This window comes from Rhizobium sp. J15, assembly GCF_002531825.1.
Classification (GTDB): domain Bacteria; phylum Pseudomonadota; class Alphaproteobacteria; order Rhizobiales; family Rhizobiaceae; genus Rhizobium.
Genome location: NZ_NWSX01000053.1, coordinates 1 through 14,861 on the forward strand (window position 1 = coordinate 1; position 14,861 = coordinate 14,861).

14 protein-coding genes are annotated in these 14,861 nt (G+C 61.3%); 9 read left to right on the forward strand and 5 right to left on the reverse strand.

The window, feature by feature from the left end:
- Nucleotides 1-223: 223 nt before the first annotated feature.
- Nucleotides 224-934: an HAD family hydrolase gene (locus tag CO670_RS28230; protein ID WP_097593279.1), complete on the reverse strand. Its 711-nt coding sequence runs from the start codon at nucleotides 932-934 to the stop codon at nucleotides 224-226.
- Between the two features lie 229 nt (nucleotides 935-1,163).
- Here CO670_RS28230 and rpiA point away from each other — a divergent pair, with 229 nt between their 5' ends.
- The 3 genes from rpiA to CO670_RS28245 all read left to right on the forward strand — a co-directional run bounded on the left by rpiA (nucleotide 1,164) and on the right by CO670_RS28245 (nucleotide 2,805).
- The gene (gene rpiA / locus CO670_RS28235; protein ID WP_097593281.1) at nucleotides 1,164-1,862 is read left to right on the forward strand and encodes a ribose-5-phosphate isomerase RpiA; all 699 of its coding nucleotides are present in this window, start codon (nucleotides 1,164-1,166) and stop codon (nucleotides 1,860-1,862) included.
- Nucleotides 1,863-1,877: 15 nt separating this feature from the next.
- Nucleotides 1,878-2,435 carry a DUF2059 domain-containing protein gene (locus tag CO670_RS28240; protein ID WP_097593283.1) on the forward strand — a complete coding sequence of 186 codons (558 nt, stop codon included), beginning with the start codon at nucleotides 1,878-1,880 and terminating at the stop codon, nucleotides 2,433-2,435.
- 85 nt (nucleotides 2,436-2,520) lie between these two features.
- A complete protein-coding gene (locus tag CO670_RS28245) occupies nucleotides 2,521-2,805 on the forward strand; it encodes an acylphosphatase (RefSeq protein WP_097593331.1) in 285 nt (94 codons plus the stop codon).
- Between the two features lie 11 nt (nucleotides 2,806-2,816).
- Here the strand turns inward: CO670_RS28245 and CO670_RS28250 are convergent, their stop codons facing one another.
- Nucleotides 2,817-3,035: a hypothetical protein gene (locus tag CO670_RS28250; RefSeq protein ID WP_097593332.1), complete on the reverse strand. Its 219-nt coding sequence runs from the start codon at nucleotides 3,033-3,035 to the stop codon at nucleotides 2,817-2,819.
- 249 nt (nucleotides 3,036-3,284) lie between these two features.
- Between CO670_RS28250 and gor the strand changes: the two genes are divergently transcribed.
- A complete protein-coding gene (gene gor, locus CO670_RS28255) occupies nucleotides 3,285-4,670 on the forward strand; it encodes a glutathione-disulfide reductase (RefSeq protein WP_097593285.1) in 1,386 nt (461 codons plus the stop codon).
- Between the two features lie 113 nt (nucleotides 4,671-4,783).
- Here gor and CO670_RS28260 read toward each other — a convergent pair whose 3' ends face one another.
- Complete coding sequence (locus CO670_RS28260) at nucleotides 4,784-6,073, reverse strand: vWA domain-containing protein (RefSeq protein ID WP_097593287.1); 1,290 nt, start codon at nucleotides 6,071-6,073, stop codon at nucleotides 4,784-4,786.
- A 221-nt stretch (nucleotides 6,074-6,294) separates the two neighbouring features.
- Here CO670_RS28260 and CO670_RS28270 point away from each other — a divergent pair, with 221 nt between their 5' ends.
- On the forward strand, nucleotides 6,295-7,668 hold the full coding sequence (locus tag CO670_RS28270) for a 3-deoxy-7-phosphoheptulonate synthase class II (protein ID WP_097593288.1): 1,374 nt from the start codon (nucleotides 6,295-6,297) through the stop codon (nucleotides 7,666-7,668).
- A 58-nt stretch (nucleotides 7,669-7,726) separates the two neighbouring features.
- Here CO670_RS28270 and CO670_RS28275 read toward each other — a convergent pair whose 3' ends face one another.
- A complete protein-coding gene (locus CO670_RS28275; RefSeq protein WP_097593289.1) occupies nucleotides 7,727-9,565 on the reverse strand; it encodes an ABC transporter ATP-binding protein in 1,839 nt (612 codons plus the stop codon).
- Between the two features lie 284 nt (nucleotides 9,566-9,849).
- Between CO670_RS28275 and CO670_RS28285 the strand changes: the two genes are divergently transcribed.
- Nucleotides 9,850-10,248, forward strand: a complete 399-nt coding sequence (locus CO670_RS28285; RefSeq protein ID WP_097593290.1) for a GFA family protein — start codon at nucleotides 9,850-9,852, stop codon at nucleotides 10,246-10,248.
- On the opposite strand, the gene CO670_RS28290 is transcribed toward CO670_RS28285, so the two are convergent.
- On the reverse strand, nucleotides 10,245-10,775 hold the full coding sequence (locus tag CO670_RS28290; protein ID WP_097593291.1) for a DUF1003 domain-containing protein: 531 nt from the start codon (nucleotides 10,773-10,775) through the stop codon (nucleotides 10,245-10,247). The two genes, CO670_RS28285 and CO670_RS28290, sit on opposite strands and share 4 nt — an antisense overlap.
- Before the next feature lie 176 nt (nucleotides 10,776-10,951).
- On the opposite strand from CO670_RS28290, the gene CO670_RS28295 reads away from it, so the two are divergent.
- From CO670_RS28295 to CO670_RS28305, 3 genes are all read left to right on the forward strand, one after another.
- The gene (locus tag CO670_RS28295; protein ID WP_097593292.1) at nucleotides 10,952-12,634 is read left to right on the forward strand and encodes an NAD+ synthase; all 1,683 of its coding nucleotides are present in this window, start codon (nucleotides 10,952-10,954) and stop codon (nucleotides 12,632-12,634) included.
- A gap of 61 nt (nucleotides 12,635-12,695) precedes the next feature.
- Complete coding sequence (locus CO670_RS28300; RefSeq protein WP_097593294.1) at nucleotides 12,696-13,526, forward strand: TolB family protein; 831 nt, start codon at nucleotides 12,696-12,698, stop codon at nucleotides 13,524-13,526.
- A 93-nt stretch (nucleotides 13,527-13,619) separates the two neighbouring features.
- A complete protein-coding gene (locus CO670_RS28305; protein WP_245426050.1) occupies nucleotides 13,620-14,030 on the forward strand; it encodes a hypothetical protein in 411 nt (136 codons plus the stop codon).
- The last annotated feature ends 831 nt before the right edge of the window (nucleotides 14,031-14,861 follow it).

The window sequence follows — 14,861 nt, forward strand, 5'->3', positions numbered from 1 at the left end:
CAAATCCACCTTGACAGCCAACACAGATTCTCATCCGGCCCTGCGGGCCACCTTCTCCCCGATGGGTAGAAGGGGGAGCAAGCGGCGCGCGCCTTGTAAAATCTGAGACGTTTTAATGGGAGCAGAGCATCGGAGGCTTGTCCCTTCTACCCAGCGGGGAGAAGGTGCCGGCAGGCGGATGAGGGGGCCGTAACCGCAGAGGCATCGGCTTGATCGCCAAGCCTCAAACCGCAACCTTCGCTGCAGAACCCTTCAGCAAATCTTCCACCAGTTCCGGCGTCAGTTCGTCGTAATGGGTGATGATGACATCCGGATCGAGGGTCGAGACGGGCACGTCCGAATAGCCGAAGGGCACGGCGATCGATGGGACGCCGGCGTTCTTCGCCACGGCGATATCGTTGATGCTGTCGCCGATCATCACGGCTCGGGAGAGATTGCCGCCGGCGCGCTCGATGGTGCCGGTGAGATGGCGGGCGTCGGGTTTGCGGTGTTCGAACGTGTCGCCGCCGGTGATGGCGGCGAAATAGTTGGTGAGGTCGAGCTTATCGAGCAGACCGCGCGCGAGGCTCTCCATCTTGTTGGTGCAGACGGCGAGGCGATAGCCGGCGGATTTCAGCCGGTCCATCGCGGCGACCAGGCCAGGATAGGGTTCGGTATGGCCGGGCATATTGCCGGCATAATGGGCGACGAAGCGCTCCACCAGCGGCGACAGGGCGTCTGCGGCGAGCGGATGACCGCGCAGGCGGCAGGCGCGTTCGATCATGACCCGCGCGCCCTGGCCGACGAGATGGGTGAGATCGTCATAGCTGACCGGTTCGAGGCCGAGCGCCGCAATCGTATGGTTCAGGCTTTCGACGAGATCGGCATGGGTATCGAGAAGCGTTCCGTCGAGATCGAAGACGACAAGCGCCTGATGAGCGGGGGCAGGGGTCAAGGGTTTGCCTCTTGAAGCGATGGGTCGTCATGGCGAGGGTCGCCTTCGGGAGCGACCAAGTCGCTCCTGAGGTATGTTATCGCGCGGCGGAAAGCAACGGCCTGGGGATGAGCAGGGAGGCCGCAGGCATTTGTTTCGGCTTTTCATTTTCCGTGATGATTTTGACTTTCGTTTGCCTGGCGAGGCGTGTAAACAGCACATCCAACGCAATATCAGGAGCTGGCGGCGCATGGATGCGCGCGAAATGAAGATCAAGGCCGCCGAGGCCGCACTTACCCATGTCGAAAGCGGGATGCGCCTTGGGATCGGCACCGGCAGCACGGCCGAAGAATTCGTCCGGCTGCTGGCGGAGAAGGTCGCCGGCGGCTTCAAGGTCGAGGGCGTCCCGACGTCCGAAAGGACCGCGCGGCTCTGCGTCGAACTGGGCGTGCCGCTGAAGTCGCTCGACGAGCTGCCGGCGCTGGATCTGACGATCGACGGCGCCGATGAGGTCGACGGGGCGCTGAGACTCATCAAGGGCGGCGGCGGCGCGCTGCTGCGCGAAAAGATCGTTGCCGCCGCTTCGCAGCGGATGATCGTCATCGCCGACGAGAGCAAGCTGGTCGACACGCTCGGCGCCTACGCGCTGCCGATCGAGGTCAATCCGTTCGGCCTCGTCTCGACCCGGATGGCGATCGAAAAGGTTGCGGCCCGGCTCGGCCTTTCCGGTGAGCTCAGCCTGCGCCAATCGGGTGACGGAGAGTTTACCACGGATGGCGGCCATCACATCATCGATGCATCTTTTGGCCGCATTCCTGATGCAGAGGCGCTTTCGAGCGAGCTGAATTCCATACCCGGCGTCGTCGAACACGGGCTCTTTATCAATATGGCGGCACTTGCGATCATTGCCGGTCCTGCGGGTGCGCGCACGCTGCAGGCAAACAGATAACAGGAGCATACACTCATGATGAACATTGCAGGTCTTGGCCGTTTCGCCGCTGCGACCATCGTTCTTTCCGGGCTTGCCTTCGGCTCCGCCGTCAAGGCGCAGGAAGTCTCCGATGAGCAGCTGAAGGCTGCGCGCGCGGCGATCGACGCCATCGGCGCCACGGCCCAGTTCGACAACATCCTGCCGGGCCTTGCCGAACGCCTGAAGGCCGGTCTCATTCAGGATTCGCCGAACTACCAGGATCTCATCTCCTCGACGGTCGATGCGCAGGCGCTGGCACTTGCGCCGCGCCGCGGCGATCTCGAGAAGGAAGCCGCACTCACCTATGCCAAGGCCTTCACGGTCGACGAGCTGAAGGCGATCGCCGCCTTCTACACCTCCGACGTCGGCAAGAAGCTGCTGCGCGACGGCCCGGTCGCTTCGCGCGAAACGGCGAAGGCCGCTGATATCTGGGCGCAGGGCATTTCCCGCGATCTGGAAAAGCAGAGCAATGCCGAGCTTTCCAAGGTCATCAAGGCACCGCCGCCGGCAACCGACAGCCCGGTCGCTCCGGCACCGGCCGCCCAGCAGTAAGGTCTGCCCGTCAGAATTCGCGAAAGCCCGGCATCGTCCGGGCTTTTTTGTTATGATGGATGCCGCAACGACCGGCGAGGGCAACATGTCCGATCAATACGAAGCTGTACGAGCGCGGATATCAGGCAAGGTCCAAGGTGTGGGATTTCGCATGTGGACGCGCGATGAAGCGTTGCGGCTCGGGGTGACAGGCTGGGTGCGCAACGACGCGGACGGATCGGTCGCTGCCCTGATCGCCGGACCGGATGGCGCGATTTCGGCGATGATCGAGCGGTTGAAGCGCGGCCCCGCGAGCGCATCTGTTTCAGGCGTTGAGACGGAAGTGACCCGGCTTGAGAAGATGCCAACGGATTTCCGCATCACCGGCTGACGACAAATGTCTCAGTCCCAATCCTTCGAACTCTTGGCCAATTGCCATACGCCCGTCTCATCCGGCTCCACGCGCTTATTGCCGCGGTAGAAGATCGGCTGTCCGGTTTTCTTGTCCATGGCGAAGCGGCTCGGCGTGAATTTCTCGTCCTCGTGGCCCTGAATGGCGAGGTTGAGCGCTTCCTTGAATTTGCCGGCCTTGCACAGGTTGGCGAAGAGAGTTTGATCCATGGTCTGCTCCGGCATGCTTTTCCGTTTCCCTGCATTGCCCTGCCAGCCTCGGCCGGCTGGGTCAACCGTAAACGGTAGCCCGGGTCAACCGTAAACGGTAGCCCGGGTCAACCGTAAACGGCGACCGGGTCGACTCCGAGCAAGATTCGGCAATGGAGAACGGGAAGACGCGGGAGCGGGCTTTTGTTTTGAAGAGGATCGCCCCTATATCAGGGACGTCCTTCCTGCGATTCCCTTCCGGAGCTTCTCATGTCTTCCTATGATTACGACCTCTTCGTCATCGGCGGCGGTTCCGGGGGCGTGCGCGGCGCCCGTGTCGCCGCCTCGCTCGGCAAGAAGGTGGCGATCGCCGAGGAGTACCGCTACGGCGGCACCTGCGTCATTCGCGGCTGTGTCCCGAAGAAGCTCTTCGTCTATGCCTCTCAGTTCCACGAGCATTTCGAGGATGCGGCGGGCTTTGGCTGGACGGTCGGCGAAAGCAGCTTCGACTGGAAGAAACTGGTGGCGGCCAAGGATGCCGAGATCGCCCGGCTGGAAGGCCTCTACAAGAAGGGCCTCGCCGGCGCCAATGCCGAGATCCTGGAAACGCGCGCCGAGCTCGTCGATGCCCATACGGTGCGACTCGTGAAAACCGGGCAGACGGTGACGGCGAAGACCATCATGATCGCGACCGGCGGCCGGCCGAACCCGCATGTCGCGCTCCCCGGTCACGAGCTTTGCATCTCCTCCAACGAGGCTTTTCATCTCGAGGAGCTGCCGAAATCGATCGTCATCGCCGGCGGCGGCTATATCGCCGTCGAATTCGCCAATATCTTCCACGGTCTCGGCGTCGAGACGACGCTGATCTATCGCGGCGCCGAAATCCTGTCGCGCTTCGACGAGGATCTGAGGCGCGGGCTGCACGAGGCGATGGTCGCCAAGGGCATCCGCATTCTCTGCCATGACACGTTGCAGCAGGTTTCGAAGGGCGAGGACGGGCTCGTTCTGGAGACGCTGAACAACGGTGCGCTGCAGGCCGACGTCGTCATGCTGGCGCTCGGACGCGATCCGAACACGGAGGGCCTCGGCCTCGAAGCGGCCGGCGTCGCCGTCGATGAGCGCGGCGCCATCATCGTCGACGATTATTCCCGCACCAACGTCGAAAACATCTATGCGCTCGGCGATGTCACCAACCGGGTACAGCTGACGCCGGTGGCGATCCACGAGGCGATGTGCTTCATCGAGACCGAATACAAGAACAATCCCACCCGGCCGGATTACGAGCTGATCCCGACCGCCGTCTTCTCGCAGCCGGAGATCGGCACCGTCGGCCTGTCGGAGGAGGAGGCGGGCAAGCGGTACGGCGAGCTCGAAGTGTACCGCGCCCAGTTCCGGCCGCTGAAGGCCACGCTTTCCGGCCGGCCCGAGCGGATGATCATGAAGCTGATCGTCGATGCGGCGAGCCGCAAGGTGGTGGGCGCCCATATCCTCGGCCATGATGCCGGCGAGATGGCGCAGCTGCTCGGCATCACGCTGAAGGCCGGCTGCACCAAGGACGATTTCGACCGGACGATGGCGCTGCATCCGACCGCGGCCGAAGAGCTCGTCACCATGTATGCGCCGAGCTATCGCATCCGCGACGGCCAGCGCGTCTAAAGCGCGTCGCGATCTTTCAGATTCGCTCCCTACGCTTTAGCTCTTTGTTTTTACGCATGTCGTTGCCGCAAAACCGCTGCACACTTTTGCGCGGCATGCTGTAGGCAAAATCCTTAACTGGTGATGCGCGGCGCGCGGATGACCTTCAGGAACAGCGCCTTCATCGCATCGGCGATACCTTCGGTCGGCGTCACCTCGAAATAGAGACCTGGCGAGGCGCATTCCTGCATCTTCGTCGGGATCTGGCTCTGGAAGGGGCTGATCCAGGTATTGTACCAGCTGTTTTTCGGCAGAGGCAGGTAGGTGGTGTAGAGCACGGCGATCCTGATGCCCTTATCCTTCAGCGGCTTGCAGAAGGAGGTGTCGATCGGCTCCTGGCATCGTTTGCCGGTGAGTCTCTTGGTGCAGCCCTTCGGCTTCTCGCTGTCGCCGACGCCGTCCGAAACGAAGAACAGGATCTTCTGCCGCGTCGTGGAGGTGCTGCCGTCGCCGGGGTTGGTGATGATGTCGTTCATCTGCGTCAGAGCGTTGTCGAAGCTTGTCTGCTGGTCGTTGTTGTAGCCCTGATACGGAATGGTCATCAGATCAACGGCGTCGGTATAGGTGCGTACCTGATCGAGATTGTCGGTCGGATCGGAGATGGTGGTGAGCTTGGCGTCTTCGGCCTTGGTGCCGAAGGTGTAGACGCCCATTTGGAATTGATTGGTGGAAACCCGCGTCGCTTTTGCGGTCTGCGTCAGTTCCTTGGTCGCCTGGCGCACGACGTCGATGCGCATGCTGACGCCGAGCTTCTTGGCGAGATTGTAGTAGTTGTTTTTGTTTTGCGTTTCGTGACAGGCGAAGGCGCAGCTGTCACTGGTGTTCTTTTCCATCGTTGAGACGTCGTTGGCGGTGGCACCGACGCCCATCGAGGGCGTGTTGTCGAGCAGGATGTAGAAATCCATGAAGGAGGCGGTCTGATATTCGGCCGTCGCCGTGCCCGAGATAGTGATCGAATCCCGGCCGAGAACGCGCATGAAGGTAGTCGGCACGGTCGCCGTGAAGGAAACTTGCGAGTTCAGCTTGTTGGCGGCCTTGGTGACGTCGATGCCGAGATCGACTTGAATATCGGTGAGCTCGCCCGACATCTGAGACATGAAGATGTTGCGGGCATCGGTTTTGCCAAGCGAGATCGTGCCGTTGCCACTCATCGTCATCGCGGCGGCGACCGCTCCGGATTTTTCGGCGATCGAACCGACGGCGGCGGCATCGGCGGCGGCGTAAAGCTGCGTCCTCAGGCTCAATGCATGGGCGAAATCCACAGCCATGCCGGCGGCGCCAAGCAGCGGCAGCATCAGCAGCGCAGTCATGATGCCAAAATTGCCCGAGCGGTCCGATATGAAACCGGGCGGAAGGATCGCCATCACATGTCCCCAATGTTGAAACTCTTTCCGCTTCTACATGCAAAGTCTAAAATATGGGGAAAGCGACATGGTATATTCCGGTTTAACCAGTGAATGCGGACTGCAGAGGCGAGGCTATAAGCTTGCGGCGATTGGCCTTTGCAAGGCTGATCTAAAAGTCTATAAGCCGCCAAATATTAAGACAGGGCATCCCGGCGATGGATGTGAGTGAGGTGAGTGTGATGGCAGAGAATTGGACCCCGAGCAGCTGGCGGCAGAAACCGATCCTGCAGGTTCCCGAATATCCTGATGCGGCCGCTTTGGCGGCAACGGAAGCCCAGCTCGCCAGCTATCCGCCGCTCGTCTTCGCAGGCGAGGCGCGCCGCCTGAAGAAGCATCTTGCCAATGTCGCAGAAGGCAACGGCTTCCTGCTTCAGGGCGGCGACTGCGCCGAGAGCTTCGCCGAACACGGCGCCGACAATATTCGCGACTTCTTCCGCGCCTTCCTGCAGATGGCCGTCGTCCTGACCTTCGGCGCACAGCTGCCGGTCGTCAAGGTCGGCCGCATCGCCGGCCAGTTCGCCAAGCCGCGGTCGTCGAACGTCGAGAATCAGGGCGACGTGACGCTGCCGGCCTATCGCGGCGATATCATCAATGGCATCGAGTTCACCGAAGAGTCGCGCATTCCGAACCCGGAACGCCAGGCCATGGCCTACCGCCAGTCGGCCGCGACGCTGAACCTTCTGCGCGCCTTCGCGATGGGCGGCTATGCCAACCTCGAAAACGTGCATCAGTGGATGCTGGGTTTCGTCAAGGACAGCCCGCAGGGTGAGCGCTATCGCAAGCTTGCCGACCGCATCAGCGAAACCATGGATTTCATGAAGGCGATCGGCATCACCTCGGAAAACCAGCCGAGCCTGCGCGAGACCGATTTCTTCACCAGCCACGAGGCGCTGCTGCTCGGCTACGAGGAGGCGCTGACCCGCGTCGACTCCACCTCGGGCGACTGGTACGCCACATCGGGACATATGATCTGGATCGGCGACCGCACGCGCCAGGCCGACCATGCGCATATCGAATATTGCCGCGGCATCAAGAACCCGATCGGCCTGAAATGCGGCCCGTCGCTGCAGGCCGACGATCTGCTGCAGCTGATCGATATCCTGAACCCGGCCAATGAAGCCGGCCGCCTGACGCTGATCTGCCGCTTCGGCCATGAGAAGGTCGCTGAAAACCTGCCGCGCCTCATCCGCGCCGTCGAGCGCGAAGGCCGCAAGGTCGTCTGGTCCTGCGATCCGATGCACGGCAACACGATCACGCTCAACAACTACAAGACCCGTCCCTTCGAGCGGATCCTGTCGGAAGTCGAAAGCTTCTTCCAGATCCACCGCGCCGAAGGCACGCATCCCGGCGGCATCCATGTCGAAATGACCGGCAAGGACGTGACGGAATGCACCGGCGGCGCCCGCGCCGTCACCGCCGACGATCTGCAGGACCGCTACCACACCCATTGCGATCCGCGCCTCAACTCCGACCAGGCACTCGAGCTCGCCTTCCTGCTTGCCGAGCGCATGAAGGGCGGCCGCGACGAGAAGCGTATGGTCGTCAACGGCTGAGACCAGGCTGAAACGAATAACGGAAAAACCCGGCGTGATGCCGGGTTTTTTATTGCCTTCAGATGCTCGCCTGGACACTGTGCAAGCTGGCGTAAACGCCGCCTTGCGTCATCAGATCGTCATGCGTGCCCTGTTCGACGATGCCGTCGCCCGTCAGCACCAGGATGCGGTCGGCATGACGGACGGTCGACAGGCGATGGGCGATGACCAGGGTGGTCCGGCCGTTCGCGAGACTGAGCAGCGCCTGCTGCACCGCCCGTTCGCTCTCATTGTCGAGCGCGCTGGTCGCCTCGTCGAAGATCAGGATCTCCGGATCCTTGAGGAAAGCGCGGGCGATGGTGACGCGCTGGCGCTGGCCGCCCGAAAGCTTGACGCCCCGCTGGCCGATATCGGTGTCATAGCCATTGGGCAAGGCCATGATGAAGTCGTGCGCATTGGCGGCGCGGGCAGCCGCTTCGAGTTCGGCATCGCCGGCGTCCGGCCTGCCGTAGCGCAGGTTTTCCGCAACCGTGCCGGCGAAGAGATAGACATCCTGCTGCACCACGCCGACATGGCGCCGGAGCGAGGCGAGCGTCACGTCTCTTACATCGGTGCCGTCGATGCTGATCGCCCCGGCCTCGACATCGTAGAAGCGCGGAATGAGGGCACAGAGCGTGCTCTTGCCGACGCCGGAGGGGCCGACCAAGGCGACGAACTCTCCAGGCGCGATTGTCAGCGACAGCCGCTCCAGCACGCTGGGGCCATCTGCCTCATAGCCGAAGGCGACGTCGGAAAAGCTGATCTCGCCTCTCGGCGCCGGCATCGGGCGGGCGCCCGGCCGATCGGTGATATCAGGCGCGATCTCCAGGATTTCCATGGCCCTGACGAAGCCGGTATAGCCTTCCTGCCAGAGCCGCACGAAGTTGGCGAGCCGCTGCACCGGATCGACCAGCACGGCGACGCAGAGCAGGAAGGTCAGCATGTCGGGAACGGTGAGATCCGCTGACAGGATACGCAAGCCCCCGACGATGATCACCAATATGGTAACCAGCTGGGCGAAGGTTTCGGTGCCGACCGAAAACCAGGCCTCGCTGCGGTAGCCATCGGCGCGGCTTTGCAGGAAGCGCTGGTTCTGCGCGTCGAAGCGCTGCCTCTCCAGCGCCTCGTTGGCGAAGGACTGGACGACACGGATGCCTGCCAGAGCATCCTCCACCCGCTCGTTGACGGCTGCAATCTGCTGTTTGCTGGCTTCAAGGGCGCGGTTCATGCGCCGGTTGAAATAGAGCGCATAGGCCACCGCGACCGGCGTGAGCAGCAGGATCAGGGTTGCCAAGGGCGGGTCGATGAAAAACAGCACCAGCATGGCGCCGCCATATTTCAGCACCGCGATGGAAAGATCCTCGGGACCGTGGTGGAAGAGTTCGCCGAGCCAGAGGGAGTCATTGGTGATGCGGCTCATCAGCTGCCCGGTGCGCTGGCGGTCGTAGAAGCTGAAGGAGAGTTTCTGGCAATGCTCGAAGAGCTCCTGCCGCACCGTCGCTTCAATGCGGGCGCCCATGACGTGGCCGCGATAATCGACGAAGAAGATCGCGGCGATCTGGACCGCCAGCACGGCCAGCATCACGCCGCCCATCGCCAGGATCTGGGTGAATGCCTGGGGCGCATCGGGCAGGGCCAGAAGACGGCTGGTGACGATATTGGCGCAAAGCGGCAGGGCCACCGCCGTGCCAGCGACGAGGATGGCGCAAAGCAGATCCGCCAGCAGCAAGGGCAGATGCGGGCGGTAGTAAGAGAGGAACTTGCGCATGCGCGACCAGCGCCGCTCGCGGTCGGCGGCATTCCAATCGTCGCGGAAGAAGTTCAGGAAGAGGTTATGACGTCGCGAGCTTTTCCTCGCGCGGGAGAACGGAGTGTGCATGAAGCAGAATGTCCTTGTGGGCGATGTTTCCTTTCTGTTCGGACAGGGTCGCTCTCATGTCAGTCTCCCAAGGTTGAATGAATTGAGCCGTCAGTATCACCGAGAACCGCCATCAATTCAACGCGGGGACGGGAGGAGATCGGCGAGTGTTGTCGACGGGCAACAGCGGAAGGTTGTCCCGCGGAGTGAGCGAGCTTCAAGATTTCTGATCTTTCGTTGAACGGAATGGATTTGACGCATGGTCCGAACGGCGGCAACCTTCTGAAAAAAATGGAGGAGTGGTCATGACCGAACGCCATACAGGCGGCTGCCTTTGCGGCGCCGTGCGATATTCGATTGCGGGCAAACCCGGCCCCGTCGTCGGCTGCCACTGCTCGCAATGCCGCCGGCAGACGGGGTTTTATTATGCCGCCGTCAACGTGCCGCGCACGGCTCTTTCGGTCGAAGGTGCGGAGGTGGTCCGCTGGTATCGGTCCAGCGGTGAGGCGCAGCGCGGCTTCTGTTCGAATTGCGGCTCGGCGCTGTTCTGGCAGGGCGACGAAGCGGTGGAGGTTTCGGTCATGGCCGGAAGCTTCGACGAACCGACCGGCCTTGCCTTCAGTCACCACATCTACTGCGCCGACAAGGGCGATTTCTACGAGATATCAGACGGGCTGCCGCAATACGACCGGTATCCCGTCTAGCTCTTGGCAGAAAGCGCGGCGGTGAGGCGAGCGACATCCTCGCGCAGCGCCGTCAGTTCGGTCAGCACGCTCATATCGATCTTCTGGTGCAGGGAGAGCACTTCGAGCTCGGCCTTCAGATTGACTTCATAATCCTTTGCAGCCTCGAAGCGGTCGCGCTCGGCCTGACGGTTCTGCGACATCATGATGATCGGCGCCTGGATGGCCGCGAGCATCGACAGGATCAGATTGAGGAAGACGAAGGGGTAGGGGTCGAAGGCGCCGGTTGCCAGAACGATGGTGTTGATCACGGTCCAGACGGCGAGGAAGGCCAGGAAGGCGAGGATGAAAGACCAAGAGCCGCCGACACGGGCGATGCCGTCGGCGATGCGCTGGCCGAACGAGGCTTCGGCGGAGAAGGCGGCGTTGACGTCGGTCGAGATGATCTTGCGCTCGTGCGCTTTCGCCAGCACACGCTTTTCGATTGCGCCGAGTTCGTCGGCCGGCTTGTCGAAATGATGGTGCACGAAGTTCGAAAGGTTATACATGGCCTTGTTTCCGGTGCTGTCGCTCTCGGCGCAGTATTCCGCTCCGCCCGCAAATTGCAATGCGTATCGAGTGCCGCGGCGCTCTGGCGCAGCTTCACAAAAATTTCGTCACTGCCAGGCGCCGCTTTCGGAGCGAACAGGTTGCCGTTGCGGTAGCTGCAGGCTAAATAAATGACATGACACAGGAAAACGCTCTCTCCGATATCTTCCGCATTGCGGTCGGCCAGCTCAATCCCACGGTCGGCGATGTCGCCGGCAATCTTGCCAAAGCCCGCGAGGCGCGCGCCGATGCGGCTCGGGAGGGCGCCGATCTGCTGGTTCTGACCGAGCTTTTCATCTCCGGCTACCCGCCGGAGGATCTGGTGCTGAAGCCGGCTTTCATCCGTGCCTGCTGGAAGGCGGTGGAAAGCCTGGCGGCGGATACCGCCGATGGTGGGCCGGGCGTTCTCATCGGCTTCCCCCGGCAGGATGAGACCGGGCGCTACAATTCCGTCGCCGTGCTCGACGGCGGCAAGGTGATCGCCGTGCGCGACAAGGTGGACCTGCCGAATTACGGCGAGTTCGATGAGAAGCGCGTCTTCATCCAGGGCGCCATGCCGGGACCGGTGAATTTCCGCGGCGTCAGGCTCGGCATCCCGATCTGCGAGGATATCTGGGGCGAACTCGGCGTCTGCGAGACGCTGGCCGAAAGCGGTGCGGAAATCCTGCTGTCGCCGAACGGCTCACCCTATTATCGCGGCAAGGTGGATATCCGCCATCAGGTGGTGCTGAAGCAGGTGATCGAGACCGGCCTGCCGCTGGTCTATGCCGCCCAGCTCGGCGGCCAGGACGAACTGGTCTTCGACGGCGCGAGCTTCGCCTTCAACGCTGATAAGTCGCTCGCCTTCCAGATGAGCCAGTTCGAAACCGCGCTGGCGGTGACGACTTGGAAACGGGGCGAATCCGGCTGGTATTGCGCCGAGGGGCCGATGGCGCATATTCCCGAACGCGAAGAGGCCGATTACCGCGCCTGCCTGCTCGGCTTCCGCGATTACGTCAACAAAAACGGCTTCAAGACCGTCGTGCTCGGCCTTTCCGGCGGCATCGACTCGGCGATCTGCGCGGCGATCGCCGTCGACGCGCTGGGCGAGGAGCGGGTGCGCACCGTGATGCTGCCCTACCGCTATACCTCGGAGGATTCGCTGAAGGATGCGGCCGATTGCGCCAAGGCGCTCGGCTGCCGCTATGACATCGTGCCGATCGAGGAGCCGGTGACGGGTTTCAGCAGCGCGCTTGCCGGTCTCTTCGAGGGGACGGATAGCGGCATCACCGAAGAGAACCTGCAGAGCCGCGCGCGCGGCGTCATCCTGATGGCGATCTCCAACAAGTTCGGCGCGATGGTCGTAACGACCGGCAACAAATCGGAAATGTCGGTCGGCTACGCCACGCTCTATGGCGACATGAATGGCGGCTTCAACCCGATCAAGGACCTCTATAAGATGCAGGTCTATGCGCTGGCCCGCTGGCGCAACGAAAACGTGCCGCCGAGCGCGCTGGGGCAGTCAGGCGAGGTGATCCCGCAGAATATCATCGACAAGGCGCCGTCCGCCGAGCTGCGTCCCGACCAGAAGGACCAGGATTCGCTGCCGCCTTACCCCGTTCTGGACGATATTCTCGAATGCCTGGTGGAGAAGGAGATGGCGGTGGAAGAGATCGTCGCGCGCGGCCATGATGTGGCGACCGTCCATCGCGTCGAACATCTTCTCTATCTTGCCGAATACAAGCGCCGGCAGTCGGCGCCGGGCGTGAAGATCACCAAGAAGAATTTCGGGCGCGACCGGCGCTATCCCATCACCAACCGGTTCCGGGATCGGGACTGAAACGATCGGGATCGCTGACGCGATTGGGATCACCGAAGCGATCGGAATATCGGGAGGAAACATGCGCAGCTCGGTCGAGATCTACAATGTCAGGACGGGCAGAGCCCGCGAGGTCTGGCAGACGGACATGCTCGTGGAGGCGCCGAACTTCGCGCCTGACGGTTCCTACCTGCTGCTGAACGGCGACGGGCTGCTCTACCGGCTGCCGCTCAATGGCGGCGAAGCCATCAAGGTCGATACCGGCTTTGCGGTCAACTGCAACAATGATCACGGCATCTCGCCTGACGGCACCGAGATCGTCATCTCCGACAAGACCGAATTCGGCAAGTCGTCGATCTACATCCTGCCGAGCGAAGGCGGGACGCCGCGGCTCGTCACCGAGAACCAGCCCTCCTACTGGCATGGGTGGTCGCCGGACGGGCGCCATCTCGCCTATTGCGGCATCCGCGACGACCTTTTCGACATCTATACGATCTCCGTCGACGGCGGAGTCGAGACGCGGCTGACGCATGGCGAGGGCCGCAACGACGGGCCTGATTATTCCGCTGACGGGCAATGGATCTATTTCAATTCCAGCCGCACCGGGCTGATGCAGATCTGGCGCATCCATCCCGACGGCAGCGGGCTCGAACAGGTGACCTCGGACAATCAGGGCAACTGGTTCCCCCATCCGTCGCCCAAGAACGACAAGGTGCTGATCCTGTCCTACGATCCCAGCGTTTTCGACCACCCGCGCGATCTCGACGTGCGGCTGCGGCTGATGGATATGGATGGCGGCAACCTGAAGACGCTGTTCGAGCTGTTCGGCGGGCAGGGCACGATCAACGTGCCCTGCTGGTCACCGGACGGTGACGAGTTTGCTTATGTCAGGTATTTTCCGGCGAGATTTTGAGAGCGGCGCACCGCCATTTGATGATGGGGCCGTGGGGTGACGGCTTTGCGGCTTCACTGTAGATGTTGCGCCTCGAGCAAGATCGGGAAAGCCATGATCAAAACTGCAGCGAAAAATGGAATGAAAGCAATTATAGCCACACTCGTCGTTTCGTGCCCAATCGCATGGGTGAGTTCGGCCGCTGCAGAAACGGTCAAAATATTGGTCGCGGGCGGAGAGGTCGCGCCGTCCAACATGGGTGACCGAATTTGGTTAACTCTTACGCTGGCCAGCTATAACGATTTGTCTAAATTCACGCGGCGCCAGGTCGGTAAGGACATAGATGTCCTAATCAACAAAAATGTTGTCTCATCGCCGCATATCATGGACCCGCTTCTATTTTTCGGAAAACCGCTCCAGATTCCAATACCTGCAGATGCCACACGTACTGAAAGCAAGGAAACAATCCACAAGCTAGTTTCCGGAACGTCGATCCTTGAACTCAGATCCCGTGATGGTCAATAGGCGAAGGCGGCACCGCGGAGGCTCATTCTCTCACCCAGTTAGTCTAGCAGGCCAGACTCTCTATAGACCTGGATCAGTGGGCCGCTTTTGGGATTGCTATCTCATCGGATGACTATGGGGCGGTGGCGCTACAGATCGCTACTGGCGACTACTGATGAGAGGTGCTGGGATGGACCCGCCTTAGTTTAGCGTTTCGATTGCAATCGAACGCGTTTTAGTACGGCCTCCACGCAGAGACATGTCAACGCACAGCCGTTGCAAACGGCGATCATGATGATGAGATAAAAAAGCAACGGTTGTTCTGCGGCTTTGATGATGGAAGTCTTAGTGTGCAGTTCCCCCTCATATAGCCATAGCAGCGGGATGCTTAGCGGCACGGGACAAAACAGCAGCAATCCGGTGATCGCTAACCGGGTCCAAAGCTTTTCGATCATACCTTTGCATTTGCCCTGCAGAGCTGCTCGCCTTGACACAAGTTTCTCCTGCCGCACGACACGGGCGCTAAACTGCTTGCCAGCCAGTATAGAGCGCACAGTTTTACACATCAATTTATGATGGGGTGGTCAGGCATCATCATAAAGCCTCACGCAACCCTTCTGAAATAGGCATTGGCCATAGGATGGGGAAATCGATGCCGAATATGCCTGCAATTTCGGCTGTCGACTTCGTATGCAGATTGGGGCGGTGGGGACAGGTTGTTCTCTATAGGGCTTCGCCATCTGATATTGTAGTGAGCCCAGATAGGTCCCGCCAATGAGGTTAAAGGAAGTCGATCGTGCGCGCCGTATTGTTCGGGACATTAGCCATCATAACCTGCTGTCCTATTTTACT

Excerpts from the sequence above, each read along its gene's own strand:
- rpiA (WP_097593281.1), top strand. The coding sequence starts at position 1,164 with ATGGATGCGCGCGAAATGAAGATCAAGGCCGCCGAGGCCGCACTTACC.
- CO670_RS28240 (WP_097593283.1), top strand. The coding sequence starts at position 1,878 with ATGATGAACATTGCAGGTCTTGGCCGTTTCGCCGCTGCGACCATCGTT.
- CO670_RS28245 (WP_097593331.1), top strand. The coding sequence starts at position 2,521 with ATGTCCGATCAATACGAAGCTGTACGAGCGCGGATATCAGGCAAGGTC.
- CO670_RS28250 (WP_097593332.1), bottom strand. The coding sequence starts at position 3,035 with ATGGATCAAACTCTCTTCGCCAACCTGTGCAAGGCCGGCAAATTCAAG.
- gor (WP_097593285.1), top strand. The coding sequence starts at position 3,285 with ATGTCTTCCTATGATTACGACCTCTTCGTCATCGGCGGCGGTTCCGGG.
- CO670_RS28260 (WP_097593287.1), bottom strand. The coding sequence starts at position 6,073 with ATGGCGATCCTTCCGCCCGGTTTCATATCGGACCGCTCGGGCAATTTT.
- CO670_RS28270 (WP_097593288.1), top strand. The coding sequence starts at position 6,295 with ATGGCAGAGAATTGGACCCCGAGCAGCTGGCGGCAGAAACCGATCCTG.
- CO670_RS28275 (WP_097593289.1), bottom strand. The coding sequence starts at position 9,565 with ATGCACACTCCGTTCTCCCGCGCGAGGAAAAGCTCGCGACGTCATAAC.
- CO670_RS28285 (WP_097593290.1), top strand. The coding sequence starts at position 9,850 with ATGACCGAACGCCATACAGGCGGCTGCCTTTGCGGCGCCGTGCGATAT.
- CO670_RS28290 (WP_097593291.1), bottom strand. The coding sequence starts at position 10,775 with ATGTATAACCTTTCGAACTTCGTGCACCATCATTTCGACAAGCCGGCC.
- CO670_RS28295 (WP_097593292.1), top strand. The coding sequence starts at position 10,952 with ATGACACAGGAAAACGCTCTCTCCGATATCTTCCGCATTGCGGTCGGC.
- CO670_RS28300 (WP_097593294.1), top strand. The coding sequence starts at position 12,696 with ATGCGCAGCTCGGTCGAGATCTACAATGTCAGGACGGGCAGAGCCCGC.
- CO670_RS28305 (WP_245426050.1), top strand. The coding sequence starts at position 13,620 with ATGATCAAAACTGCAGCGAAAAATGGAATGAAAGCAATTATAGCCACA.